Annotated in this window: 25 protein-coding genes and 1 tRNA gene; 14 read left to right on the top strand and 12 right to left on the bottom strand. The window is 70.0% G+C overall.

Annotated features, from left to right (window positions below):
- Nucleotides 1–349 precede the first annotated feature (349 nt).
- The 4 genes from rplU (at nucleotide 350) to proB (ending at nucleotide 3,275) form a co-directional block, all read left to right on the top strand.
- Nucleotides 350–661, top strand: coding sequence for a 50S ribosomal protein L21 (rplU, locus tag NYP07_RS07070; RefSeq protein ID WP_268149029.1), 312 nt, complete (start codon nucleotides 350–352; stop codon nucleotides 659–661).
- A 36-nt stretch (nucleotides 662–697) separates the two neighbouring features.
- A complete protein-coding gene (rpmA, locus tag NYP07_RS07075) occupies nucleotides 698–961 on the top strand; it encodes a 50S ribosomal protein L27 (RefSeq protein ID WP_268148837.1) in 264 nt (87 codons plus the stop codon).
- Nucleotides 962–1,098: 137 nt separating this feature from the next.
- A complete protein-coding gene (gene obgE / locus NYP07_RS07080) occupies nucleotides 1,099–2,163 on the top strand; it encodes a GTPase ObgE (protein ID WP_268148839.1) in 1,065 nt (354 codons plus the stop codon).
- On the top strand, nucleotides 2,160–3,275 hold the full coding sequence (gene proB, locus NYP07_RS07085) for a glutamate 5-kinase (RefSeq protein ID WP_268148841.1): 1,116 nt from the start codon (nucleotides 2,160–2,162) through the stop codon (nucleotides 3,273–3,275). Before obgE ends, proB begins: the two co-directional genes overlap by 4 nt.
- Before the next feature lie 14 nt (nucleotides 3,276–3,289).
- Here the strand turns inward: proB and NYP07_RS07090 are convergent, their stop codons facing one another.
- Entirely contained in the window at nucleotides 3,290–3,883 is a 594-nt protein-coding gene (locus NYP07_RS07090; RefSeq protein WP_268148843.1) for an RNA pyrophosphohydrolase, read from the bottom strand.
- Between the two features lie 140 nt (nucleotides 3,884–4,023).
- Between NYP07_RS07090 and NYP07_RS07095 the strand changes: the two genes are divergently transcribed.
- From NYP07_RS07095 to NYP07_RS07105, 3 genes are all read left to right on the top strand, one after another.
- Complete coding sequence (locus NYP07_RS07095; RefSeq protein WP_268148844.1) at nucleotides 4,024–5,766, top strand: proline--tRNA ligase; 1,743 nt, start codon at nucleotides 4,024–4,026, stop codon at nucleotides 5,764–5,766.
- Nucleotides 5,766–6,371: a lytic transglycosylase domain-containing protein gene (locus NYP07_RS07100; RefSeq protein WP_268148845.1), complete on the top strand. Its 606-nt coding sequence runs from the start codon at nucleotides 5,766–5,768 to the stop codon at nucleotides 6,369–6,371. The genes NYP07_RS07095 and NYP07_RS07100 overlap by 1 nt, the downstream gene beginning before the upstream one ends.
- An 83-nt stretch (nucleotides 6,372–6,454) precedes the next feature.
- The gene (locus tag NYP07_RS07105) at nucleotides 6,455–8,590 is read left to right on the top strand and encodes a M3 family metallopeptidase (protein WP_268148847.1); all 2,136 of its coding nucleotides are present in this window, start codon (nucleotides 6,455–6,457) and stop codon (nucleotides 8,588–8,590) included.
- A 4-nt stretch (nucleotides 8,591–8,594) separates the two neighbouring features.
- On the opposite strand, the gene NYP07_RS07110 is transcribed toward NYP07_RS07105, so the two are convergent.
- The 6 genes from NYP07_RS07110 to hemA all read right to left on the bottom strand — a co-directional run bounded on the left by NYP07_RS07110 (nucleotide 8,595) and on the right by hemA (nucleotide 13,567).
- Nucleotides 8,595–9,158 (bottom strand): UbiX family flavin prenyltransferase, encoded by a 564-nt coding sequence (locus NYP07_RS07110; protein ID WP_268148849.1) that lies wholly within the window; start codon nucleotides 9,156–9,158, stop codon nucleotides 8,595–8,597.
- Between the two features lie 131 nt (nucleotides 9,159–9,289).
- Nucleotides 9,290–9,604 carry a Grx4 family monothiol glutaredoxin gene (gene grxD / locus NYP07_RS07115; RefSeq protein WP_268148851.1) on the bottom strand — a complete coding sequence of 105 codons (315 nt, stop codon included), beginning with the start codon at nucleotides 9,602–9,604 and terminating at the stop codon, nucleotides 9,290–9,292.
- A gap of 54 nt (nucleotides 9,605–9,658) precedes the next feature.
- Nucleotides 9,659–10,231, bottom strand: coding sequence for a hypothetical protein (locus tag NYP07_RS07120; protein WP_268148853.1), 573 nt, complete (start codon nucleotides 10,229–10,231; stop codon nucleotides 9,659–9,661).
- A gap of 122 nt (nucleotides 10,232–10,353) precedes the next feature.
- Nucleotides 10,354–11,157: a peptide chain release factor N(5)-glutamine methyltransferase gene (prmC, locus tag NYP07_RS07125; RefSeq protein ID WP_268148855.1), complete on the bottom strand. Its 804-nt coding sequence runs from the start codon at nucleotides 11,155–11,157 to the stop codon at nucleotides 10,354–10,356.
- Nucleotides 11,154–12,239, bottom strand: coding sequence for a peptide chain release factor 1 (prfA, locus tag NYP07_RS07130; RefSeq protein WP_268148857.1), 1,086 nt, complete (start codon nucleotides 12,237–12,239; stop codon nucleotides 11,154–11,156). Before prfA ends, prmC begins: the two co-directional genes overlap by 4 nt.
- Nucleotides 12,240–12,304: 65 nt before the next feature.
- Nucleotides 12,305–13,567, bottom strand: a complete 1,263-nt coding sequence (gene hemA, locus NYP07_RS07135; protein ID WP_268148859.1) for a glutamyl-tRNA reductase — start codon at nucleotides 13,565–13,567, stop codon at nucleotides 12,305–12,307.
- Nucleotides 13,568–13,621: 54 nt separating this feature from the next.
- Here hemA and NYP07_RS07140 point away from each other — a divergent pair, with 54 nt between their 5' ends.
- Nucleotides 13,622–13,897 (top strand): hypothetical protein, encoded by a 276-nt coding sequence (locus tag NYP07_RS07140; RefSeq protein ID WP_268148861.1) that lies wholly within the window; start codon nucleotides 13,622–13,624, stop codon nucleotides 13,895–13,897.
- Here NYP07_RS07140 and miaB read toward each other — a convergent pair.
- A complete protein-coding gene (gene miaB, locus NYP07_RS07145) occupies nucleotides 13,887–15,251 on the bottom strand; it encodes a tRNA (N6-isopentenyl adenosine(37)-C2)-methylthiotransferase MiaB (RefSeq protein WP_268148863.1) in 1,365 nt (454 codons plus the stop codon). The two genes, NYP07_RS07140 and miaB, sit on opposite strands and share 11 nt — an antisense overlap.
- Complete coding sequence (locus tag NYP07_RS07150; protein ID WP_268148865.1) at nucleotides 15,248–15,625, bottom strand: hypothetical protein; 378 nt, start codon at nucleotides 15,623–15,625, stop codon at nucleotides 15,248–15,250. The genes miaB and NYP07_RS07150 overlap by 4 nt, the downstream gene beginning before the upstream one ends.
- 232 nt (nucleotides 15,626–15,857) lie before the next feature.
- On the opposite strand from NYP07_RS07150, the gene NYP07_RS07155 reads away from it, so the two are divergent.
- The gene (locus NYP07_RS07155) at nucleotides 15,858–17,120 is read left to right on the top strand and encodes a vanadium-dependent haloperoxidase (RefSeq protein ID WP_268148867.1); all 1,263 of its coding nucleotides are present in this window, start codon (nucleotides 15,858–15,860) and stop codon (nucleotides 17,118–17,120) included.
- 75 nt (nucleotides 17,121–17,195) lie between these two features.
- Here the strand turns inward: NYP07_RS07155 and NYP07_RS07160 are convergent.
- Nucleotides 17,196–17,272, bottom strand: a tRNA-Met gene (locus NYP07_RS07160).
- A 43-nt stretch (nucleotides 17,273–17,315) separates the two neighbouring features.
- Here NYP07_RS07160 and ftsY point away from each other — a divergent pair.
- Nucleotides 17,316–18,425 carry a signal recognition particle-docking protein FtsY gene (gene ftsY, locus NYP07_RS07165; RefSeq protein WP_268148869.1) on the top strand — a complete coding sequence of 370 codons (1,110 nt, stop codon included), beginning with the start codon at nucleotides 17,316–17,318 and terminating at the stop codon, nucleotides 18,423–18,425.
- 18 nt (nucleotides 18,426–18,443) lie between these two features.
- Here the strand turns inward: ftsY and NYP07_RS07170 are convergent, their stop codons facing one another.
- Together NYP07_RS07170 and ffh are read right to left on the bottom strand one after the other, a co-directional pair.
- Nucleotides 18,444–18,950, bottom strand: a complete 507-nt coding sequence (locus NYP07_RS07170) for a hypothetical protein (protein WP_268148870.1) — start codon at nucleotides 18,948–18,950, stop codon at nucleotides 18,444–18,446.
- A 132-nt stretch (nucleotides 18,951–19,082) separates the two neighbouring features.
- On the bottom strand, nucleotides 19,083–20,465 hold the full coding sequence (gene ffh, locus NYP07_RS07175; protein ID WP_268148872.1) for a signal recognition particle protein: 1,383 nt from the start codon (nucleotides 20,463–20,465) through the stop codon (nucleotides 19,083–19,085).
- Nucleotides 20,466–20,519: 54 nt separating this feature from the next.
- Between ffh and NYP07_RS07180 the strand changes: the two genes are divergently transcribed.
- From NYP07_RS07180 to NYP07_RS07195, 4 genes are read left to right on the top strand one after another with little or no spacing between them, the layout of a single operon-like run.
- Nucleotides 20,520–21,398, top strand: coding sequence for a cytochrome C assembly family protein (locus NYP07_RS07180; protein ID WP_268148874.1), 879 nt, complete (start codon nucleotides 20,520–20,522; stop codon nucleotides 21,396–21,398).
- Nucleotides 21,395–21,637: a PP0621 family protein gene (locus NYP07_RS07185; protein WP_268148876.1), complete on the top strand. Its 243-nt coding sequence runs from the start codon at nucleotides 21,395–21,397 to the stop codon at nucleotides 21,635–21,637. The genes NYP07_RS07180 and NYP07_RS07185 overlap by 4 nt, the downstream gene beginning before the upstream one ends.
- Before the next feature lie 2 nt (nucleotides 21,638–21,639).
- The gene (locus NYP07_RS07190; RefSeq protein WP_268148878.1) at nucleotides 21,640–23,301 is read left to right on the top strand and encodes a sensor histidine kinase; all 1,662 of its coding nucleotides are present in this window, start codon (nucleotides 21,640–21,642) and stop codon (nucleotides 23,299–23,301) included.
- The gene (locus NYP07_RS07195) at nucleotides 23,298–24,740 is read left to right on the top strand and encodes a sigma-54-dependent transcriptional regulator (RefSeq protein ID WP_268148880.1); all 1,443 of its coding nucleotides are present in this window, start codon (nucleotides 23,298–23,300) and stop codon (nucleotides 24,738–24,740) included. The genes NYP07_RS07190 and NYP07_RS07195 overlap by 4 nt, the downstream gene beginning before the upstream one ends.
- The last annotated feature ends 195 nt before the right edge of the window (nucleotides 24,741–24,935 follow it).

A 24,935-nucleotide genomic window follows, 5' to 3' on the forward strand; every position in this document is an offset into this window, starting at 1 on the left:
TCTGCGGCCAACAGGGCGAGAACCTCGGCAACTTGGGAAGGGGGCGAGGTTGACTCGACGCGCACTCTGGACTCTCAGGTTGGGAATCGCGGGATTATAGGAAGCGGGCACTCGCGTCCCGGCCTTGTGCGGCAGTGTGGTTTGTGCTCGGGCCTGCGTGTGCAGGGCGGAAGATGGGGCATTGCCTGCCGGCGTAGGCTCAGGGTATACTCGTGGGCTCTTTGCGATTCGTGCGCCTTGGCGGGGTCGTGGAGAGGCAGGACTGACTAAAACCGACAAAAAGGCCTGGTAAACGCGGCGCGAGCCGTGGAGCCGGGTGAATGCACCCCCAGGGTGCGGAAGGATGAATATGTACGCGGTCATCAAAACCGGCGGCAAGCAGTACAAGGTTGCTGCCGGCGAAAAGATCAAGGTTGAACTGCTCGACGCGGAAGTCGGCGCTGAGGTCACCATCGACCAGGTGCTGGCCGTCGGCAACGGTGGCGAACTGAAGATCGGCGCTCCGCTGGTCGCCGGCGCCACGGTCAAGGCCACGGTCGTCAGCCACGGCAAGCACGACAAGGTTCGCATCTTCAAGATGCGCCGTCGCAAGCACTACAAGAAGAGCCAAGGCCATCGCCAGAACTACACCGAGCTGGAAATCAGCGCGGTCAACGGCTGATCCCAGTCGTCTTTCGCTAATTTCTAGGAGCTAAACATGGCACAGAAAAAGGGCGGCGGTTCCACACGGAATGGCCGCGACTCCAAGCCCAAGATGCTGGGCGTCAAGGCTTACGGCGGTGAACTGATCTCCGCCGGCTCGATCATCGTCCGCCAGCGCGGCACCAAGTTCCACCCCGGTGTGAACGTCGGCATCGGCAAGGACCACACGCTGTTCGCGCTGGTCGACGGCCATGTCAGCTTCACCACCAAGGGTGCAAGCAACCGCGCGACGGTCGTCGTCACGCCGCTGGCCGCCTGAGGCGCCAGCCGTTTCGGGCGCACCTGACGCCCGAACATCCAAGCCCCGGCCTGCCGGGGCTTTGTCATTTCTGAAGTCTGGCGCGCCACATGACGGCGCGCCGGGCCGCAACCCAGCCATTACGATGGCCGACCGCCATGAAATTCGTTGACGAAGCCACCATCGATGTCGCCGCCGGTAACGGTGGCGCCGGCTGCGCGAGCTTTCGCCGCGAAAAATTCATTCCCTTCGGCGGGCCGGACGGCGGCGATGGCGGCAAGGGCGGCAGCGTCTGGGCCGAGGCGGACCGCAATCTCAACACGCTGATCGACTACCGCTATGCGCGCCGCCACGAGGCGCGCAACGGCGAGGCCGGCCGGGGCTCCGACTGCTTCGGTGCGGCGGCCGAAGACATCGTGCTGCGCATGCCGGTCGGCACCATCATCACCGACCTCGAAACCGAATCCGTCATCGGCGAACTGCTGGAGCCGGGCGAGCGCATCCTGCTGTGCAAGGGCGGCGACGGCGGCTTCGGCAATCTGCATTTCAAGACCTCGACCAACCGCGCGCCGCGGCAGAAGACGCCGGGCTGGCCGGGCGAGATCAAGAAGGTGCGGCTGGAACTGCGCGTGCTGGCCGACGTGGGCCTGCTGGGCCAGCCCAATGCGGGCAAGTCGACGCTGATCACGGCGATCTCCAACGCCAGGCCCAAGATCGCCGACTACCCCTTCACGACGCTGCATCCCAACCTGGGCGTCGTGCGCGTCGGGCCGGAAAAGAGCTTCGTCGTCGCCGACATCCCCGGCCTGATCGAAGGTGCAGCCGAAGGCGCCGGCCTGGGGCACCAGTTCCTGCGCCATCTGCAGCGCACGCGGCTGCTGCTGCATGTCGTCGACCTCGCGCCCTTCGACCCCGAGGTCGACCCGGTCAAGGAAGCCAAGGCCATCGTCGCCGAGCTGAAGAAGTACGACGCCGAGCTGCACGCCAAGCCGCGCTGGCTGGTGCTGAACAAGCTGGACATGGTGCCCGAGGACGAGCGCGCCGCGCGCGTGAAGGACTTCGTCAAGCGTTACCGCTGGAAGGGCCCGGTTTTCGAGATCTCGGCGCTGACCCGCGAGGGCTGCCAGCCGCTGATCCATGCCATCTACGACCACGTCGCCGCCGAGCAGCGCGTGATCGAAGAGCGCGACATCCGTTTCGATACGCCCAATCCCGCCGAATGAGTCTGCTGTCCAGCGCGCGCCGCATCGTTGTCAAGGTCGGTTCCAGCCTCGTCACCAACGAGGGGCGCGGCGTCGACGCCGAAGCGATTGCGAACTGGAGCCGCCAACTGGCGGCATTGGCGGGCGAGGGGCGCGAGCTGGTCATGGTGTCCAGCGGCGCCATCGCCGAGGGCATGAAGCGCCTGGGCTGGGCGACGCGCCCCAAGGAGCTGCACGAGCTCCAGGCCGCCGCCGCCGTCGGGCAGATGGGCCTGGCCCAGATGTACGAGAGCCAGCTCAGCGCCCATGGCATGCACAGCGCCCAGGTGCTGCTGACCCACGCCGACCTGGCCGACCGCGAGCGCTACCTGAACGCCCGTTCCACGCTGCTGACGCTGATGGCCCACCGCGTGCTGCCGGTCATCAACGAGAACGACACGGTCGTCAACGACGAGATCAAGTTCGGCGACAACGACACGCTGGGCGCGCTCGTGGCCAACCTCGTCGAGGCGGACGCCCTCGTCATCCTGACCGACCAGCGCGGCCTCTACTCGGCCGACCCGCGCAAGAACCCCGACGCGCGCTTCATCGACAACGCCCAGGCGGGTGATCCCGAGCTCGAACGCATGGCGGGCGGCGCGGGCTCCAGCATCGGCCGGGGCGGCATGCTGACCAAGATCCTCGCCGCCAAGCGCGCGGCCGGCAGCGGTGCCGGCACCGTCATCGCCTGGGGGCGCGAGCCCGGCGTGCTGCTGCGCCTCGCGCGCGGCGAGGCCATCGGCACGGCCCTGCACGCGGCGACGCCCAAGCTGCAGGCGCGCAAGCAGTGGATGGTGGATCACCTGCAGATGCGCGGCGCGGTCAAGGTGGATGCGGGTGCGGTGATCAAGCTGCGCGGCGAAGGCAAGAGCCTGCTGCCCATCGGCGTCACCGAGGTGCAGGGCGACTTCCATCGGGGCGATGTCATCGCCGTGCTGGCACCGGACGGCACCGAATTGGCGCGCGGCCTGGCCAACTACTCCGGCGCGGAGTCGCGGCTGATTGCGCGCAAGCCCTCGTCGGAGTTCGAGGCCTTGCTGGGCTATGCCGCCGAGCCGGAACTCATCCACCGGGACAATCTGGTCCTCCGCTGAGGGCGGAGGCTGCGTCAGCTCTGCGGCTCGCCCTCCGGCGGCGCCGTCGTCGTCTCCAGCGGCATCGGCCCGCTGTTGCGCTCGCCGCGGTGGGCCGGCCGCATGCCGGCGCGCAGATAGCGGTTGTGGTGGTTGATGCGCGGCAGGAAGCGCGCAAGCTCCGTCAGCGCCATCTCGTACACGCCGCGCTTGAACTCGATGACGGCCTCCAGCGGCACCCAGTATTCATTCCAGCGCCAGGCGTCGAACTCCGGGTGGTCGGTGGCGCGCAGGTTCATGTCGCAGTCGCGGCCCGTCAGCTGCAGCAGGAACCAGATCTGCTTCTGGCCCTTGTAGTGGCCGCGCGCGTCGCGGCGGATGAAGTGCTCGGGCACCTCGTAGCGCAGCCAGTCGCGAGTCCGCGCGATGATGCGCACATGCTCGGGAATCAGCCCCACTTCCTCGTGGAGCTCTCGGAACATCGCCTGCTCAGGCGTTTCACCGTGCTTGATGCCCCCCTGCGGGAACTGCCATGAGTGCGTCCGGATGCGTTTGCCCCAGAACACCTCGTTGCGCTGGTTGAGCAGGATGATGCCGACGTTGGGGCGGAAGCCTTCACGGTCGAGCATAATCAACCTCAAATCTCTAGTTGGTTCGATTATTGCATCGGGCCGCGATTGCGGTGGCGCCCTCGCTAACCCGGAGATTTCTCCCTGTTTTGTCGTGACTTGGCCGGGTTTTCACCCGGCCTTCGCATTCCGGTCCGCCCATGAAAGCCTCCCAGTTCTTTGTCTCCACGCTCAAGGAAGCCCCCGCCGATGCCGAGGTCGTCAGCCACAAGCTGATGATGCGCGCCGGCATGATCAAGCGCCTGGGCGCCGGCATTTACAACTACATGCCCATGGGTTTGCGGGTCATCCGCAAGGTCGAGAAGATCATCCGCGAGGAGATGGACGCGGCCGGCGCCATCGAGTGCCTGATGCCCGTCATCCAGCCCGCCGAGCTGTGGCAGGAGACCGGCCGCTTCGACAAGATGGGCCCCGAGCTGCTGCGCGTGAAGGATCGCCATGGCCGCGACTTCATCGTGCAGCCGACGAGCGAAGAGGTCATCACCGACATCGCCCGCCAGGAGCTGCGCAGCTACCGCCAGCTGCCGAAAAATTTCTATCACATCCAGACCAAGTTCCGCGACGAGCGCCGGCCGCGATTCGGCGTCATGCGCGGGCGCGAGTTCACGATGAAGGACGCCTATTCCTTCGACCGTGACGTCGCTGCCGCCGGTCGCAGCTACGACAATATGTACGCGGCCTACTGCAAGATCTTCGACCGCCTTGGCCTGCAGTACCGCGCCGTCGCGGCCGACACCGGCGCCATCGGCGGCGACCGCTCGCACGAGTTCCAGGTCATCGCCGAGGCCGGCGAGGACGCCATCGTCTACTGCCCGACCAGCGACTACGCGGCCAATATCGAGCTGGCCGAAGGCCTGGCGCTGACCGCCTCGCGCGGCGCGGCGACGCAGGCGCTGGCCAAGACGCCCACGCCGGGCAAGAGCACCTGTGAGGACGTGGCCGCGCTGCTGGGCCTGCCGCTGGCGCAGACCGTGAAGTCGCTGGTGCTGGCCACCGACGAGCTGGACAAGGACGGCGTCGTCACCAAGACGCAAGTCTGGCTGCTGCTGGTGCGTGGCGACCACGACCTGAACGAAGTGAAGGCCGGCAAGGTCGAAGGGCTCAAGGGCGGCTTCCGCTTTGCGACCATGGGCGAGATCGAGTCGCGCTTCGGCTGCAAGCCGGGCTACCTCGGACCCATCGGTGCGAAGGACGTCAGGATCGTGGCCGACCGCACCGTTGCCAACATGGCCGACTTCGTCTGCGGCGCCAACGAGCTGGACTTCCACCTGACCGGCGTGAACTGGGGCCGCGACCTGCCCGAGCCCGATCTCGTCGCCGACATCCGCAACGTCGTCGCGGGCGACCCCTCGCCGGACGGCAAGGGCGTACTGGCCATCCAGCGCGGCATCGAGGTGGGCCAGGTGTTCTACCTCGGCACCAAGTATTCGGCCGCGATGAACGCGAGCTTCCTCGACGAGAACGGCAAGCCCGCGCTGATGGAGATGGGCTGCTACGGCATCGGTGTGACCCGCATCCTCGGTGCCGCCATCGAGCAGAACAACGATGCGCGCGGCATCGTCTGGCCGGACTCGATCGCGCCCTTCACCGTTGTCCTCTGCCCCATCGGCATGGACCGCAGCGACGAGGTCAAGACGGTCGCGTTCAGGCTCTACGACGAGATCAAGGGCCTCGGCATCGACGTGCTGCTGGACGACCGCGGCGAGCGCCCGGGCGCGATGTTTGCGGACTGGGAGCTGATCGGTATCCCGCATCGCGTCGTGCTGGGCGACCGCGGCCTGAAGGAAGGCCTGGTCGAGTACCAGGGCCGGCGCGACGAGGCCGCGACCAAGCTGGCCGTCGGCGAAGTCGTCGGCCATCTGAAGGGCCTGCTCAAGCTTTGATGAAGCGGCGCGTCGCGGTAGCCAGCCTGCTCGCCGCGCCGCTGCTCGCGCGGGCCGGCGCGCAGATCGAGGAGCCGCTGGCGGATGCGGTCCGCTCGGCGCTGAGCGCTTCCATCGCCCAGGCCGCGCCGCCGCGGCCCAAGTTCGGCAACGAGATCGAGGCCCGCATGGCCTATCTGCGCTGGCTGGGCACGATGAGCGAGAAGCTCAAGAGCCGCAAGACCGAGACGCAGATCCGCATCGAGTTCCTCGAGACCGTCTGGTACGAGGCCAAGCGCGCGGGCCTGGAGCCCAGCCTGGTGCTCGGCCTGGTGCAGGTCGAGAGCGGCTTTCGCAAGTACGCGATCAGCGTGGCCGGCGCGCGGGGCTATATGCAGGTCATGCCCTTCTGGACGCGCAGCATCGGTGACGGCGACGCCTCGCGCCTCTTCCATATGCAGAGCAATCTGCGCTTCGGCTGCGTGATCCTGCGCCATTACCTCGACGTCGAGCGTGGCGACATGTTCCTCGCGCTGGGGCGCTACAACGGCAGCCGCGGCCGGCCGGAGTATCCGAGCGCCGTCTTCGCCGCACGGCGTCAGTGGCTGCTGCCGGGCGAGAAGTGACCGCGGGCTTTCCCGCCGTGGCTTGTGGCAGAGGCGATCGCATCCGTTAGGCTGCGCGGCTTCGTCCACAAGACAGGCCCTCCATGCCCGCCACAAGCCGCCTCGCGCCTTTCCTGCTTTCCACGCTTCTCGCTTCCGGCCTTGCCTGGGCCCAGCCTTCCGACAACCCGCTGCTCGCACCCAGCCCGCTGGCGCTGCAGTATCCGCAGTTCGACAAGCTGCGCGACGAGCACTTCGCGCCCGCGCTGGACCGCGGCATGGCCGAGCAGCTCGCCGAGGTGCAGGCCATCGCCGACAACCCCGCGGCGCCCAGCTTCGACAACACCATCCTCGCGCTGGAGAAGAGCGGCCGCCTGCTGTCGCGCGCGACGACGCTGCTGTTCAACCTGATCGGCGCCGACGTGAACCCGGCCCGCCAGCAGCTGCAGACCGATTACGCACCCAAGCTCTCCGCGCAGCGCGACGCGGTGCTGCTCAACCCCAAGCTGTTCGCCCGCGTCGAGGCCCTCTACGCCGCGCGCGACAAGGCCGCGCCGAACGCGGAAGCCAAGCGCCTCATCGAGCGCTACCACCGTGACATGGTGCGCGCCGGCGCGCGCCTGAACGACGAGCAGAAGGCGCGCATGAAGGCCATCAACGCCGAGCTGGCGACGCTGGGCGCGCAGTTCAACAAGGCCGTGCTGGCCGAGGTGAACGACTCGGCCGTCGTCGTCGACAGCGCCGAGGAACTGGCCGGCCTGAGCCCCGCGCAGATCGCCGCGGCGGCCGATGCGGCCAGGACGCGCGGCCTGGACGGCAAATACCTGATCGCGCTGCTGAACACGACGATCCAGCCCTTCGAGACGGAGCTGCAGAATCGCGCGCTGCGCCAGCGCCTGCACGAGGCCTCCGTCGCCCGCGGCGCGCGCGGCAATGCCAACGACACGACGGGCATCGTGTCCCGCGTGCTGGTGCTGCGCGAGGAGCGCGCGGCCCTGCTCGGCTATGCCACGCCCGCGGCCTTCGTGCTGGAGGAGGAGACGGCCAAGTCGACCGACACCGTCAACGCGCTGCTGCGCCAGCTGGCGCCGGCGGCCGTGGCCTCGGCCAGGACGGAGGCCGCCGAACTGCAGAGGCTCATCGACGGCGACCAGGCTGCCAAGGGCCAGCCGGGCTTTGCGCTGCAGCCCTGGGACTGGAGCTTCTACGCCGACAAGCTGCGCGCCACCAAGTACGGCTTCGACGAGAGCCAGCTCAAGCCCTATCTGGAGATCGGCAGCGTGCTGGAGCGCGGCGTGTTCTTCGCGGCCCAGCAGCTCTATGGCATCAGCTTCAAGCGCCGCACCGACCTGCCGGTCTACCGCGACGACGTGCGCGTCTACGACGTGTTCGACACCCACGGCAAGCAGCTCGCCATCTTCATCGCCGACATGTATGCGCGGCCGAGCAAGCGCGGCGGCGCGTGGATGAACTCCTACGTCAGCCAGAACCCGCTTGAGGGCACGCAGCCCGTCGTGGCCAACCACCTCAACATCCCCAAGCCGGCGGCTGGCGAGCCGACGCTGCTGACCTGGGACGAGGTCAATACGATGTTCCACGAGTTCGGCCATGCGCTGCACTACATGTTCAACAAGGGCCGCTACCCCAGCCTGGCCCGCGTACCGCGCGACTTCGTCGAGTACCCGTCGCAGGTCAACGAGGTCTGGGCCGACTGGCCCAGCGTGCTGGCCAACTACGCCAGGCACTACCAGACGGGCGCGCCCATGCCGCGCGAGCTGCTGGACAAGGTGGCGCGCGCCAAGCGCTTCAACCAGGGCTATGCGACGCTGTCCTATCTGGGCGCCGCCATCCTCGACCAGCGCCTGCACCAGCTCGGCGCGGGCCAGGCCCCGTCGGCCGACAAGCTGATGGGTTTCGAGGCCCAGGTGCTGAAGGAGGAGGGCGTCGACTTCGCGCCGGTGCCGCCGCGCTACCGCACGCCCTATTTCAGCCACATCATGGGCGGCTACGCGGCCGGCTACTACGCCTACATCTGGAGCGAGGTGCTGGACGCCGACACCGTGGGATGGCTGAAGGCCCACGGCGGCCTCAAGCGCGCCAACGGCGATGCGCTGCGCGGCAAGCTGCTGTCGCGCGGCGGCGGCGAGGACGCGATGCTGCTGTTCCGCAACCTCGTCGGCCACGAGCCGGACATCAAGCCGCTGCTGGAGCGGCGCGGCCTGGTCGTGCAGAAGCCCTGAGACGCTACAGCCCGGCCCAGCTCTTGGGCTGGGCGGCCGCGATGCCGGCCAGTTCGAGCACGCGCTCGACGGTCTCGTCGACCATCTCGTCGATGGACTTGGGGTGGTGATAGAAGGCTGGCAGCGGCGGGAAGCAGATACCGCCCATCTCGGTCACCGCGACCATATTGCGCAGGTGGGCCAGGTTGAGCGGTGTCTCGCGCACCATCAGGATCAACCGGCGGCGCTCCTTGAGCGTCACGTCGGCGGCGCGGGTCAGCAGGTTGTCGCCCAGGCCATGGGCGATCGCGGCCAGCGACTTCATCGAGCAGGGCGCGACGATCATCGCGGCGGTCGCGAAGCTGCCGCTGGCGATGCAGGCGCCGATGTCGCCGGGCGCGTAGGCCCGGGTCGCCTCGGCCTCCAGCGCCGAGCGGTCCAGGCCCAACTCGTGGTGGGCGTTCAGGATGCCGGCCGGCGTCGCGATCAGGTGGGTCTCGACGCCCAGCTCGCGCGAGCGGCGCAGCAGGCGCAGCGCATAGGCCGCGCCGGTCGCACCCGTCAGACCCACCACCAACCGTTGCGTCATGTCATCGAACCTTTGAAGCGCCCGCACGGGGCGGCGGAGTGCCCGACCGAGCGACTGCCGTGGAACTGGCTTTGCCAGGCCACTGGCAGTGCCCCCTTGAGGGGGCGCGAAGCGCGTAGGGGGTGGGCCGATTACGCAGCAGTCAAGGCTTGCTGCAGCTCACCCGACTCGTACATCTCCATCATGATGTCCGAGCCGCCGATGAACTCGCCGCCGATGTAGAGCTGGGGGATGGTGGGCCAGTTGGCGTAGTCCTTGATGCCCTGGCGGACTTCCTCGTCTTCCAGCACGTTGAAGGTCTTCAGGTCGGTCGCGCCGGCGGCCTTCAGGATCTGGATGGCGCGGCCGGAGAAGCCGCACATCGGGAACTGGGCCGTGCCCTTCATGAAGAGCATGACGCGGTTGGACTTGACCAGGTCGGCTATGCGTTGCTGAACGTCGCTCATTGCAGTTCTCGGAAAGGCAAAGCCGTGATTATCCGAGACGCGAGCGGGTGGGCTTCAATAGCTGTACGCCAGGCCCAGTTGCAGCAGGGGCTTGAAGCGCAGGTCGCGCATCGCGTCCTCGAAGCCCTGGGCGCTGCTGCGGCCCAGGCGCACGCCGTAGGAGCCCGACATCAGGCCGAAGTCGGCACTGAAGGCGAGGCCGCTGTGCTGCACGCGGCCGGTGTAGCCGATGCCGACATAGGACAGGTTGGCGCTGGGCTCCAGCGAGTAGGCGTCCAGCCCGCTGGCGGCCAGGCTGCGCCGGCCGGCCGAGACCGGGCCGTTGCCCAGGGCCAGGCCGCCGCTGGCCTGCGCCATGGACAGGGGTCCGAGCAGCATGCCGCCGGTGGCGCGCAGGCCGCCGCGCAGGCTGGCGAAGCCGGAGTTGGTCAGGTAGTAGTCGCCCAGCAGGTTGGCGCTCAGCACGCGCGAGCCGCCGAGGTGGGGCTGCTGCGCATCGCCGCTGCCGTCGATGCTGTTGAGCTGCAGGCGCGCCTGCCAGTGCGGGCTGGCGTCGCCGTCGGCCCAGGCCGGCAGCATGAAAACGGCAGAGAGGCTCAGAACTGCAGCGCTGGCGAGGCGGGTCATGACGTTCTCCTGCACGGTGCAAGGGCTGGCACCGGGATTCGATACTACGCCGGCAATCGTTTCCCGTGAGTGAAGAACTGGGCGCAAAACATCACGCAAACCGGGTCGGCGTGCGTTGCCGTTCAGCCCGCCCAGCGTCCGCCACTGGCGCGGGCGCGGCCGCCGAGGTCGCGGCGCAGGCCCAGCGCCTCGAATCCGCGATGGGCCAACTGTTGCGCCACCGCATCGGCCTGGTCCCAGCCATGCTCCAGCAGCAGCCAGCCGCCGGCGTTCAGATGCTGCGGCGCCGTATCGATCAGCGCCTGCAGGTCGGCCAGGCCGTCGCCGCCGGGCGTGAGGGCGGTGATGGGCTCGTGGCGCAGCGCGGGCAGGTGGGGGTCGTCGCCGGCGATATAGGGCGGGTTGCTGACGACCAGGTCGAAGCGCCGGCCGGCCAGAGGCTCGAACCAGTTGCCGTGGCGCCAGTCGACGGCGAGGCCGAGGCGCTGGCCGTTGCCGCGGGCCACGGCCAGCGCGTCGGCGCTGAAGTCCACGGCCGTGACCTGGGCGCGCGGGCAGGCGGCCTTGACGGCCAGCGCGATGGCGCCGCTGCCGGTACCGAGGTCGACGACGCTCGGCTCGCCGGGCAGGGCCGTTAGCAGTTCCAGCGCCCAGCCGACCAGCGTCTCGGTATCTGGCCGCGGGATCAGCGTGGCCGGCGTGACCTGCAGTTCCAGGCCGTGGAAGGGCTGCCAGCCGGTCAGGTGGGCCAGCGGCTCGCCGTCGGCCAGGCGGCGCAGCGCGGTCTCGGCGCCGGCGACCGGTGCGTCGCCGTGGGTGACGAGCCAGGCGCGGTTCTGGCCGCTCAGGTGGGCGAGCAGCGCCTGCGCGTCGCCGCGCTCGACGCCGAGCTGGCGGGCCAGGGCCAGCGCCTCGTCGACCGTCATGCCCGGCCTTCTTCGAGCTGGGCGAGCTGGTCGGCCGCCTGCGCGGCGAGCAGGCCCTGGATCACGTCGCCGAGGTCGCCGTCCATGATCTGGCCGAGCTTGTAGAGCGTCAGGTTGATGCGGTGGTCGGTCAGCCGGCCCTGCGGGAAGTTGTAGGTGCGGATGCGGTCGCTGCGGTCGCCGCTGCCGATCAGGCCCTTGCGCGTGGCGGCTTCCTTGGCGGCGCGTTCGCTGCGTTCCTTTTCCTGGATGCGGGCCTGCAGCACCTGCAGCGCCTTGGCCTTGTTGCTGTGCTGGCTGCGGCCGTCCTGGCATTCGGCCACGATGCCGGTGGGCAGGTGCACCACGCGCACGGCCGAGTCGGTCTTGTTGATGTGCTGGCCGCCGGCGCCGCTGGCGCGGAAGGTGTCGATGCGCAGGTCGGCCGGGTTCAGCGTGATGGTCTCCGCCTCGTCGGGCTCGGGCATCACGGCCACCGTGCAGGCGCTGGTGTGGATGCGGCCCTGGGTCTCGGTGGCCGGCACGCGCTGCACGCGGTGGCCGCCGCTCTCGAACTTGAGCCGGCCGTAGATGCCGTCGCCCTCGATGCGCACGACCAGTTCCTTGTAGCCGCCGAGGTCGGACGTGCTCTCCGACAGGATCTCGGTGCGCCAGCCCTGGCTCTCGGCATAGCGTAGATACATGCGCGCCAGGTCGGCGGCGAACAGCGCCGATTCGTCGCCACCCGTGCCGGCGCGGATTTCCAGGAAGGCATTGCGCTCGTCGTCGGGGTCTTTCGGGATCAGCGCGAGCTGCAGTTCCTGGTCCAGCGCGGCCAGCGCCGCCTCGTTGCTGGCGATCTCCTCGCGGGCCATCTCGGCCATTTCTGTGTCGGCCAGCATCTCGCGCGCGGCGGCGAGGTCGGCCTCGTGGGCCTGGTAGCGGCGGTAGCGTTCGACAAGGCCGCTCACCTCGGCCTGCTCCTTGGTCAGCGCGCGGTAGCGCTTCATGTCGGCGGCGATGCTGCCGTCGGCGAGGAGGGCGTCGAGCTCGGCGAGGCGGAAGCCGAGGCGGTCGAACTGCTGGCGCAGGGAGTCTTTCATGGCGGGAGCGGGCGAGGGCAGTCAGGGAGTCGGCGCAGCGCGCCGGGCGGCAAGCGAGAGAGCCGCTAAGACTGCTTGCCGCGCAGGAACAGGCGCGAGACGGTCTGCGCCAGCAGCAGGCGCTGCTCGCCGTCGCTGGCATGCAGCTCGGCCAGCGTGCCGTGCAGCAGCTTCTGCGTGAGGCCGCGGGTCAGCGCGTCCAGCACCTCGTCGACGTCGGCGCCCTTGGCGAGCTGCTTGCGGGCGCGGGCGATCTCGGCCGCGCGCCAGTCGTCGGTCTGGGCGTGCAGGGCCTGGATCAGCGGCACCGTGTGGCGCTGGTCCAGCCAGTGCATGAAGCTCTGCACGCCGGTCTCGACGATGGCTTCGGCCTGGGCGACGGCAGCCTGGCGCCTCTCGCCGGCGGTCTGCACCTGGGCGGCGAGCTCGTCGACGGTGTAGAGGTAGACGTCGTCCAGCTGGGCGACCTCGGGCTCGATGTCGCGCGGCACGGCCAGGTCGACCATGAACATCGGGCGGTGCTTGCGTTTTTTGAGCGCGCGCTCGACGGCGCCCAGGCCGATCAGCGGCAGGCTGGACGCGGTGCAGGACACGACGATGTCGAACTCGTGCAGGCGCTCGGGCAGGTCGGCCAGGCGCATGGCCTCGGCGCCGAAGTGGGTGGCGAGCTTCTCGCCGCGCTCCAGCGTGCGGTTGGCCACGGCCATGTGGCGCGGCGTCCTGGCGGCGAAGTGGGTCGCCGTCAGCTCGATCATCTCGCCGGCGCCGACGAAGAGCACGCGCGTGCGGGCGAGGTCCTCGAACAACTGGCCGGCCAGGCGCACGGCGGCGGCGGCCATGCTGATGGAGTGGGAGCCGATCTCGGTGGAGCTGCGCACCTCCTTGGCGACCGAGAAGCTGCGCTGGAAGAGCTGGTGCAGCGTCGTGCCCAGCGCGCCGGCGTTCTCGGCCTCGCGCACCGCCTGCTTCATCTGGCCGAGGATCTGGGGCTCGCCCAGCACCATCGAGTCGAGCCCACTGGCGACGCGGAAGGCGTGGCGGGCGGCGGCGCTGCCCTGCATCACATAGGCGTGCTCGCGCAGCGCGCCGCTGTCCACGCCGCCGGTCTGGGCCAGCCAGGCGATGGCCGGCTGCACCTGGGCCGGCGGCGCGGCCACGTAGACCTCGGTGCGGTTGCAGGTGGACAGGATGGCCGCCTCGGGCGCGCCGGGCAGCTTCTGGCGCAGGCCAGTCAGCGAAGGCGCGAGTTGCTCAAGCGTGAACGCGAACCGCCCGCGCAGATCCAGCGGGGCAGTGTTGTGGTTCAGGCCGAGAGCAAAGACCGACATGGCTTGAATTGTAGGATTCACCGCTTTTCCGCCCCTGACACCGGTCAAGTCCGCATGAGCCCACTCGACGCCTTCTGGCATCTCGCCAACCTGTTCGCGCCCGCCTGGGGGCTGGCGGCACTGCTGGCGCTGGCGATCAAGGGGCTGTGGTGGCGTGAGGCGAAGTCCCTGGCGTGGCGGCGGCTGTGGGGCTGGGGTGGCGTGGGTGGCACCGTGGCGACCATTGCCGCCCTGGCGCTGCTGGGCCGTGACGGCCACATGGCCGGCTACGCCTTGCTGCTGCTCGGCGTGGCCTTACCCCAGTGGTATTTGCTCAGCTTCAGGCGCTGAGCACCTCCTCGGTTGTGACGACCTCGCCGCGCAGCGAGTGCGCGAAGGCCGTCGTGATGCGCACGTCGACGAGCCGGTTCATCAGCCGCGGCGAGCCGGCGAAGTTGACGATGCGGTTGCACTCGGTGCGGCCCATCAGCTCGGCGGCGTCCTTGCGGGCGTTGCCGGTGACGAGCACCTTCTCGACCTTGCCGACCATGCCCTGCGAGATGCTCAGCGCATGCGCCTCGATGGCGGCCTGCAGTTCCTGCAGGCGCTTGACCTTGGTCTCGTAGGGCGTCGTGTCTTCCAGCGCCGCGGCCGGCGTGCCGGGGCGCGGGCTGAAGATGAAGCTGAACGAGGCGTCGAAGCCGACGTCGTGCACGAGCTTCATCAGCCTGGCGTGGTCTTCGTCGGTCTCGCCGGGGAAGCCGACGATGAAGTCGCTGGCCAGGCGCAGGTCCGGGCGGATGGCGCGCAGCTTGCGGACGATGCTCTTGAACTCCAGCGCCGTGTAGCCGCGCTTCATCGCCATCAGGATGCGGTCGCTGCCGTGCTGCACCGGCAGGTGCAGATGGTTCACGAGCTGCGGGATCTTGCCGTAGGCCTCGATGAGGCGGGGGCTGAACTCGTTGGGGTGGCTGGTCGTGAAGCGCAGGCGCCGGACGCCGGGGATCTCGGCCGCGTACTCGAGCAGCAGGGCCAGGTCGGCATGCTCGGCCGTGTCGCCCATCTTGCCGCGGTAGGCATTGACGTTCTGGCCCAGCAGGTTGATCTCCATGACGCCCTGGTCGGCCAGGCCGGCGATCTCGGTCAGCACGTCGTCAAAGGGCCGCGAGACCTCCTCGCCGCGCGTGTAGGGCACCACGCAGTAGCTGCAGTATTTGGAGCAGCCTTCCATGATGGACACGAAGGCCGAGGCACCCTCGATCTTGGCTGGCGGCAGGTGGTCGAACTTCTCGATCTCGGGGAAGGAGATGTCCACCTGCGGGCGGCGCTGCTCGCGGCGCGCCTCGAGCATTGCGGGGAGGCGGTGCAGGGTCTGCGGGCCGAAGACCACGTCGACATAGGGCGCGCGTTCGATGATGGCCGCGCCCTCCTGCGAGGCCACGCAGCCGCCGACGCCGATCATGACGCCCTTGGCCTTGAGGTGCTTCACGCGGCCGAGGTCGCTGAAGACCTTCTCCTGCGCCTTCTCGCGCACCGAGCAGGTGTTGAACAGGATGAGGTCGGCCTGCTCGGGGTCGTCGGTGGGCGTGTAGCCCTTGGCGGCGCCCAGCACGTCGGCCATCTTGTCCGAGTCGTACTCGTTCATCTGGCAGCCGAAGGTCTTGATGTAGACCTTCTTGCCCGCCGTCTCTTCCGCGCCGCTCATGGCTTGCTCCAGGTCTGGTTGCCCGGGTTGAACTGCCAGTTCGCGGACTCGGCCGGCGTCGCCGGCCAGGGCTTGTTGGCCAGCTCGGCGGCGTTCAGCACCCAGACGTCCAGGATCAGGCCGCTGCTCTCGACCGTGTAGTGCACGATGAGCTTCTGGCCCGCGAGGCCGGCGGGCGGCACCCAGAGGTTGTTCTCGTTCTTGACGCGGGCCCCTGGCGCCATCCGGGCCGGCTGGCCGTTGAGCAGCACGTCGGGGAACTGGGTCACGACCAGTTCGCCGCGCAGCGCCTTGGCGGGGAAGAAACGGTGGGTCTGCGCATGGGCGACCACGCAGCTGGCGGCCAGGGCCAGCGGGAGGACACAGCGGTACATGGTATTTGTCCAGTGGCTGCGGAAATGAAGACGGCGCGAGGCTCGCTCGCGCCGCTCGGGGCTCCGCGGCGTTCGGGCGTCTGCGGGACGCCAAGTTTACCTTGGCCGGTCGCGCCCGCGGAGACCGCAATCCTGTGCGCGCAAGCCCCTCAAGCGTGCGGTGTTGCTGGCCGGTGCGCCGACTATCTTTGTTGGCGCGGCGCCGCCGACGGCTTCGCATGAGGAGACGAGCATGGCTTTGCGGCGTTCATGGCCCAGCCTTCTGGCTGCATTCATCCTGGGAGTCGGCCTCGCGCCGGCGCGGGCCGATGTGATCGGCGACTGGAACCAGACCGCCTGCGAGGTGGTGGCCAAGGCAGGCCCGGGGGCGCCGGGGCACCGCATGATGGCCATCGTGCAGCTCGCCGTCTTCGAGGCCGTGAACAGCATCGAGCCGCGTTATGCGCCGTGGATGCCGCAGATGACGGCGCCGCCGGGCGCTTCGGTGGACGCCGCCGTTGCGGCCGCCAACCGTGCGGCGCTGGTGGCGCTGATGCCGGCCGAGAAGGCCACGACCGAGGCGGTCTACCAGGCCGCGCTGAAGGCCCTGCCGGACGGGGCCGCCAAGTTGGACGGCATCGCGACCGGCGAGAAGGCCGCGGCCCAGGTGCTCGCCCGCGCGGCGGCCGACGGTGCCGGCGGCGCCGACAACTACCAGTGGCAGACGGCGCCCGGCCGCTATGTGCCCACCGTGATTCCCGCCGTGCCGACCTGGCCGCGGCGCAAACCCTGGGTGATGGCGCGCGCCGACCAGTTCCGTCCCGGCCCGCCGCCCGACCTCGCCAGCGACGTGTGGGCGCGCGACCTGCAGGAGGTGCGCGCGCTGGGTGCGAAGAACAGCACGACCCGAACGGCCGCGCAGACCGACATCGCGAGGTTCTGGGAGGAAACGAGGCCGCTGGTCTACTACCCCGTACTCAAGGCCGTCGCCCAGATGCCGGGACGCAGCGTCGTGCAGAACGCCCGCCTGTATGCCGCCGTCGGCCTGGCCATCGACGATGCGCTGATCGCCGTCTTCGACGCCAAGTACGCCTACAACTTCTGGCGCCCGATCACGGCGATCCGCGTCGAGCATCTCGCCGGCGGCAGCAAGACGGTGGCCGACCTCGGCTGGACGCCCTTCATCGCCACGCCCATGCATCCCGAATACCCTTGCGCGCACTGCGTCGCATCGGGCGCGCTCGGCGCCGTGCTGCGCGAGGAGACGCGCGGCCAGGCCGTGCCTCGTCTCGGTTCGGCCAGCCCGACGCTGCCCGGCATCGCGCATGAGTGGGACAGCATCGACGCCTTCATGGCCGAGGTGAGCATGGCCCGCATCTACGACGGCGTGCATTACCGGAATTCGACCGAGGTCGGCAACCGGATCGGCATGGCCGTCGGGGCGCTGGTGCAGCAGCGCTTTGCGGCGCCTCTGGCGACGGCACCCGCGCGAACCGCGGAGAAGCCGGGCCTTTGAAAGACCTGTTCGTGCCGGGCCGGTGACGCGGCAAATGAAAACGGGCTGCCTCGTGTGAGGCAGCCCGTTGGCTTTTGGTGGCGCTTCAGGGATTCGAACCCCGGACCTGCGGATTATGATTCCGTCGCTCTAACCGGCTGAGCTAAAGCGCCTAAGCCCGCCATTCTAGCGGGGTTTCGGGCGAGAATGCAAGCCATGTTCAGTTTCTTCAAAAAGACGCCGCCGGCCCCTGCCGAAGCGCCGGCGCTGCTGCCCGAGGGCTGGGCCGTCAGGCCCGTTTCGGCGCCCGCGCCGCGTGCCGCGGAGCCTGCTCCCGTCGTCGTGGCAGTGCCCGTCGCCGATCCGGCGCCAGCGCCGGTGGCAGTCGTTGCCCCGCCGCCGCCCGTACCCACACCGGAGGTCGCGCCGCGCCAGAGCTGGCTGAACCGGCTGCGCGCTGGCCTGCGCAAGACCGGCAGCAGCATCGCCGGCGTCTTCACCGGCACGAAGATCGACGACCAGCTCTACGAGGAATTGGAAGAAGCGCTGCTGATGGCCGATGCCGGCGTGAAGGCGACCGAGTTCCTGCTCGGCGACCTGAAGCGCCGCGTGAAGGAGGCCCGGGCCGCCGACCCGCAGGCGGTGCGCGCGCTGCTCGTCGATGCGCTGGCCGAGCTGCTCGCGCCGCTGGAGAAGGGCCTGGAGGTCGGCCGCCACACGCCCACCGTGATGATGGTCGTGGGCGTCAACGGCGCCGGCAAGACGACCAGCATCGGCAAGCTGACCCGCCATCTCGCCGAGGCCGACCAGCGCGTGCTGCTGGCCGCGGCCGACACCTTCCGCGCGGCGGCGCGCGAGCAGTTGGGCGTCTGGGCCGACCGGGCCCAGGTCGAGATCGTCAGCCAGGAGGGCGGCGACCCGGCGGCCGTGTCCTTCGACGCGGTCAACGCCGGCCGCGCGCGCGGTGCCGATGTCGTCATCGCCGACACCGCGGGCCGCCTGCCGACCCAGCTGCACCTGATGGAGGAGCTGAAGAAGATCAGGCGCGTCATCGCCAAGGCCCAGGAGGGTGCGCCGCACGAGGTGCTGCTCGTCGTGGACGGCAACACGGGCCAGAACGCGCTGAACCAGGTCAAGGCCTTCGACGAGGCGCTGGGCCTGACCGGCCTCGTCGTGACCAAGCTCGACGGCACGGCCAAGGGCGGCGTGCTCGCGGCCATCGCGCGCGAGCGCCCGGTGCCGGTCTATTTCATCGGCGTGGGCGAGCAGCTGGAAGACCTCGAGACCTTCAGCGCACGCGAGTTCGCGCGGGCCTTGCTGGAGTGAGCGGGCGCTGAGCCGGCGTCAGTGCGCTTGCGGCACGTCGGCGAAATAGCCGGCGCCGCGCGGCTTCGTGAACAGCATTGCGCGCAGCCGCTCGCTGCTCTCGTTCTGCCAGTCCCGCTCCCACTGCGTGACCGACAGGTCCGTGGCGGCCAGCACGCGCAGCAGCCGCTCCCGCTTGCGGCCGTGCCGGGATGGGTCCTCCGCGGCCGGCATGACGATGACGGCGCGCGCATAGCCGTGCTCGTCGCACAGCGCGAAGTCGACGGTGAGCAGGCCGGTGCGCGAAAGCCATTCGCGGTAGGAGTGGTGCTTGGGCACCCGCACCAGCTTGTGCAGGGGCACATGCGCGAGCAGGAAGCCCTTGGGGTGCTCCAGCGCCAGCGCCTGGCTCAGGCATTTGTAGGCATGCCGCTCCGAACTCATCAGCACCCGCGCCGCCGTCGGCGGCCAGTGCATCACGGTGTCCGGGGCGTCGTTGGCCGGGCGGGCGGGCTGGCCGGTCAGGCGGCTCAGCCAGGCGCTCATGGCGCGGGGGAGGTGGAGGTTGCGCATGCGCCGCACGCTAGCGGGCGCATGGGGGCTTGACCATGGCTGGGCGTCCCCGGAGCTGGGGACTGCTCACGAGGGAAGTGTGAGCAGCTGTGTCCGCGCGCGGGCTCAGCCCATGCCGGGCAGGCCCTTGAGCCCGCCCATGCGCTTCATCATCTTCATCAGGCCGCCGCCCTTCATCTTCTTCATCATCTGCTGCATCTGGTCGAACTGGTTCAGCAGGCGGTTGACGTCCTGGATCTGCACGCCGGCGCCGGTGGCGATGCGGCGCTTGCGGCTGGCCTTGCTCTTGCCGTCCATCAGCAGCGCGGGCTGGGCGCGCTCCTTGGCGGTCATCGCGCGCAGGATGCCTTCCATGCGCTTCATGTCGCGCTCGGCGCGGTCCATGTCGGCCTGGCCGGGCTGCTTGCCGCCCATCATGTTCTGCGGCAACTTGTCCATCAGGCCGCCGAGGCCGCCCATCTTCTTCATCTGCGCGATCTGCTGCAGGAAGTCGTTCAGGTCGAAGCCGCTGCCGCTCTTGAGCTTCTCGGCCATGGCCTGAGCCGAGGCGAGATCGACGCTCTGCGTGACCTGCTCCACCAGCGCGACGATGTCGCCCATGCCCAGCACGCGGCCGGCGTGGCGCTCGGCATCGAACACCTCCAGGCCATCGATCTTTTCCGACACGCCGGCGAACTTGATCGGCGCGCCGGTGATCTGGCGCACCGACAGCGCGGCGCCGCCGCGCGAGTCGCCGTCCAGCTTGGTCAGGATGACGCCGGTCAGCGGCAGGGCTTCCTTGAAGGCCTTGGCGGTGTTGACCGCGTCCTGGCCCTGCATCGCATCGACGACGAACAGCGTCTCGACCGGGTTCAGCGTCGCGTGCAGCTCCTTGATCTCGGCCATCAAGGCCTCGTCGATGGCCAGGCGGCCGGCCGTGTCGACGAGCAGCACGTCGACGTAGTGGCGGCGGGCGTAGTCCAGCGCGGCCAGCGCGATGTCGCGCGGCTTCTGGTCGGGCGTGGACTCGAACCATTCGGCGCCGGCCTGGCGCGTGACGGTCTTCAGCTGCTCGATGGCCGCGGGGCGGTAGACGTCGGCGGAGACCGTCAGCACCTTCTTCCTGCGCTTCTCGATCAGGTGCTTGGCGAGCTTGGCCGTCGTCGTCGTCTTGCCGGCGCCCTGCAGGCCGGCCATCAGGATGACGGCGGGCGGCTGCGCGGCGAGGTTGATGTCGGCCACGCCCTCGCCCATCGTCGCGGCGAGTTCCTTGTGCACGACCGAGACCAGCACCTGGCCCGGGTTCAGCGAGCCGACGACCTCCTGGCCGAGGGCCTTGTCCTTCACGCGGGCGATGAAGTCGCGCACCACCGGCAGGGCCACGTCGGCCTCCAGCAGGGCCATGCGCACCTCGCGCAGCATGTCCTGCACATTGCTCTCGGTGATGCGGGCCTGGCCGCGCATCGTCTTGACGAGGCGACTCAGGCGGTCGGTGAGGTTGGAAGCCATGGTGGGAGGGGGAAGTCCGGCAGAACGCGCGGAGCCCAAAAGTACACTGCAGCCATGAGTTTATCGCCCGCTCCCCTCGGAGGCGCCGCTGCCGCCGCGCAAGGCGTCGAGCCCGGTCTGGCGTTGGCGATCGCCAGCGCGTTGGCGCTGCTTGGCTACATCTGGATCGGCCTGCTGCGCGCCCGCGTCGTCGACGGCGCACCGGCCGCGCGCCGCCCGATGCGCTCCGTGCCGCCGATGGCCCTGGCCTGGACGGCCCAGTTCGTCGCCCTCTACCTCGACATCAGCGGCTACGGCCTGGCCACGCCGGGCGCGCGCTTCGGCTTTGCGCCGGCGCTGTCGATGACGATGTGGCTGGTGCTGACGGTCTATCTGGTCGAAAGCCGCTTCCTGCCGCTGCACAGCGTGCGCCGCGTGCTGGCCTGGCTGGCCGCCGCGGCCGTGCTGCTGGCCTGGAGTTTCCCCGGCGAAAGCCGGCCGCTGGCGGCCTCGCCCTGGGCGCCGCTGCACTGGGTGCTGGGCCTGGCCTCCTATGGCCTGTTCGGCGTGGCCGTGCTGCACGCGGCGCTGCTGAACCGCGCCGAGCAGCAGATGCGCCGCAGGCAGCCGACGCCCGGCGGCCTGCCGCTGCTGCAGCTGGAGCGGCTGACCTTCCAGTTCGTCGCGGCGGGCGTGGGCGTGCTGTCGCTGGCCATCCTGCTGGGCTGGTGGTTCACGCCGCACTGGAAGTGGGACCACAAGAACCTGCTCGCCGTGCTGGGCTGGCTGGTGCTGACCGGCCTGCTGGTCGGGCGGCGCCTCTACGGCTGGCGCGGCCGGCGCGCGACGCGCTGGCTCTATGCCGGCGCGGGCCTGCTGCTGCTGTCCTACGCCGGTTCGCGCTTCGTGCTCGAAGTCATCCTGCAGCGCGCGGTGGCCGGGGGAGGCGCATGAAGTTCCTGCTGATGCTCGCGCTGCTGGCCGTCGTCTTCTTCATGCTGGGCGCCCGGCGCGGCCGGCCGAGCGAGCCCGAGGCGCGCAAGCCGCCGCCGCCCGCGCCGCCGCAGGCCATGCTGCGCTGCGCCGAATGCGGCATGCACCTGCCGGCCGACGAGGCCTTGCCGGGCAAGGGCGGCGTGTTCTGCGGCGCCGCCCACCGGGCCAGCTTCGAAGCCCGCCAGGGCCGGGCCTGAGCGTGACCGGCCCGGGCAGCTGGTTCGTCGAATCGCCACCGGCCGAACCGGCCGAATCGAGCGCGTCCTTCGACCGCCTCTACCGCGCCTTCCTGACGGCGCGGGCAGCCCTGGGCCTGGCGCTGGTCGTGGCCCAGCTGATCGCCGCGTCGCTGAAGACGCTGATGCATTCGACGCTGGTGCTGAGCGCGTCCTACGCGATGGCCGCGCTGGCGCTGTGGCTGCTGCCGCAGCTGCGCCGCGGCGCCTCGGCGCGCAGCCTGGCGCGCATCAGCAGCCCGCACTGGTGGAGCGCCATCGGCGTGGACCTGCTGCTGTTCGGCGTGCTGCAGGCGCTGGACACCAGCGGCGTGAACTACGGCGCGCTGTTCGTGATGCCGGTGCTGATGTCGGCCGTGCTGTGCCCGCGCCGGCTGGCGCTGGCCACGGCGGCCATCGCGGCGCTGGGCCTGCTGCTGGCGGCGGGCTGGTCGCAGCTGCTGGGCGAGATGTCGAGCGTGAAGCTGACGCAGGCCGGCCTGGTCGGCGGCGGCCTGTTCGCGGTCAGCCTGCTGGCCGGCGAGCTCAGCGCCCGCCTGGCGCGCGAGGAGAAGGCGGCGCGCGGCAGCCTGGCGCTGGCGCGCCAGCAGGAGCAGCTGAACCGCCTCGTCATCGACGAGATGCAGGAGGGCGTGCTGGTCGTCGACCGCCGTGGCCGCGTGCGCGCGATGAACCCGGCCGCGCAGGGCCTGCTGGGCGCGGCCAGCGGCGAGCTGAGCTGGCAGCTGCGCGGCCGGCCCGGCTGGCAGCCCCTGGTCGCCGCGCTGGAGCAGGCCCATGCCCAGGGCGGCAGCGCCGAGCAGGACGTGACGCTGCCGCTGGCCGACGGCGTCAGCCGCAGCCTGCGCCTGCGCCTGCGGTTCACGCGCCAGCGCGAAGGCAGCGAGGAGCTCTGCGTGCTGTTTGTCGAGGACAACCGCGAGCTGCTGGCGCGCACCCGCCAGGAGAAGCTGGCGGCGATGGGCCGCGTGTCGGCCGGCATCGCGCACGAGATCCGCAACCCGCTGGCGGCCATCGCGCAGGCCAATGCCTTGCTGGCCGAGGACGTCGGCGGCTCGCGCGCCGAGCAGCTGACCCGCATGGTCGCGTCCAATGTGCAGCGCCTGAAGCGCCTCGTCGACGACGTGACCGAGGTGGCGCCCGGCGTGCAGCCCGAGAGCCTGCTGCTGGACGCGAGCCAGCTGGTGCGCGAGGCCTGCGCCGACTGGTGCCAGGTCAACGGCGTCGCGGCCGGCCCGCAGAGCCGCTTCGGCCTGCAGATCGAGGCCGCCGGCCTGAAGGCGCTGTTCGATGCCGAGCATCTGCGCCGCGTGCTCGTCAACCTGCTGGACAACGCCTGGCGCCACGCCGACGCCGCGGCCGGCGCGATCCGCGTGACGCTGGCGGCGGACGGCGACGCGGTCGAGCTGGTCGTCCGCAGCGCCGGGCCGCCGGTGCCGCCGGAGATCGAGCGCCATCTGTTCGAGCCCTTCTTCTCGACGCGCAGCCGCGGCTCCGGCCTGGGCCTCTATATTTGCCGTGAGCTGTGCGAGCGCCACGGCGCCAGCATCGACTACCGCCGCGCCGCCGACGCGGCCGCCAACGAATTCCGCGTGCGCCTGCGCACGACGCCTGCCACCCCATGACCGCTGCCCGCCTGCTTGTCGTCGACGACGAACCCGACCTGCGCACGCTCTACGAGCTGACGCTTCTGCGCGAGGGCTACGAGATCGACAGCGCCGGCTCGGTCGCCGAGGCGCTGGCGCTGCTGCAGGCCGGCCGCTACAGCGCCGTCATCACCGACATGAAGCTGCCCGACGGCTCGGGCCTGGCCCTGCTGCGCTGGCTGGAGCAGGCCGGCCGGCCGGAGAAGGCCCTCGTCATCACGGCCTTCGGCTCGGCCGAGAACGCCGTCGAGGCGCTGAAGGCCGGCGCCTACGACTACCTGACCAAGCCGGTGGACCTGCGCCAGTTCCGCCTCGTCGTCGGCTCGGCCCTGGGCCGCGTGGCGCCCGAGCCGGTGCCGGTGGTCGAGGACGCCGCGCCGGCGCCGGCCGCGGCGACCGCGCTGCGCCTCGTCGGCGAATCGCCGGCCATCCGCGCGGTGCGCTCGCTGATCGACAAGGTCGCGCGCAGCATGGCGCCGGTGCTGGTGCAGGGCGAGTCGGGCACCGGCAAGGAACTGGTCGCGCGCGCCATCCACGAGCATGGCGCGCGCGTCAAGCAGCGCTTCGTCGCGGTGAACTGCGGCGCCATCCCCGAGAACCTGCTGGAGGCCGAGTTCTTCGGCTACCGCAAGGGCGCCTTCACCGGCGCGAACGAGGACCGCGAGGGCTTCTTCCAGGCGGCCGACGGTGGCACGCTCTTCCTCGACGAGATCGGCGACCTGCCGCTGGCCATGCAGAGCAAGCTGCTGCGCGTCATCCAGGAGCGCTCGGTGCGCCCGGTCGGCGCGACGGCGGAGAGCCCGGTCAATGTGCGCATCCTCAGCGCGACGCACAAGGACTTGGGCGCAGAGGTCGCGGCGGGGCGCTTCCGTCAGGACCTGTTCTACCGCCTCAACGTCATCCAGATCCGCGTGCCGCCGCTGCGCGAGCGGCTGGAGGACCTGGGCCTGATCAGCAACCGTGTGCTGGCCCGCATCGCGCAGGATGCCGGCGTGTCGCCGACGCCGCGGCTGACGGCCGGTGCGCTGCAGACGCTGTCGCGCTATGCCTTCCCGGGCAATGTGCGCGAGCTGGAGAACCTGCTGCATCGCGCGCTCGCGCTGGCGGGTGGCGAGTGGATCGATGCGGACGACCTCGGCCTGCCCGATGCGCTGCTGGACGAGGGCCGCAGCGAATCGCAGTTCGCGGCGCTGGACACGCCGCTGCCCGTGGCGCCGGTGTCCGAGGGCCTGAGCCTGCCCGAGCAGTTGCCGAGCGACCTGGCGCGCTATCTCGACGAAGTCGAGCGCGCCATCCTGCTGCGGGCGCTGGAGCAGCACCGCTTCAACCGCACGGCCGCGGCGGCCAGCCTCGGCCTGTCGCTGCGCCAGATCCGCTACCGCATGGCGCGGCTGGCAATCTCAGCAGGGGAAAGTTGACCCCTCGTCCGGTGTGCCGCGCTGGACGCGGGCACCCCAGTCGGTCCCCCAAGGGGACGGCGATGCATGCGGCATCGAGCCGCATGCACATCGCCCGGCGGGCCGGCTTGGGGGCGGCCCGGCGCTCGGCCCGAAAATTCGCGCGTTGTCGGCTTCTCGGGATTTGCCCTGCTTGAATCCGGCGCGGCCCGCATC

Source organism: Pelomonas aquatica (assembly GCF_026712205.1).
GTDB classification, from domain to species: Bacteria; Pseudomonadota; Gammaproteobacteria; order Burkholderiales; family Burkholderiaceae_C; genus Pelomonas; species Pelomonas aquatica.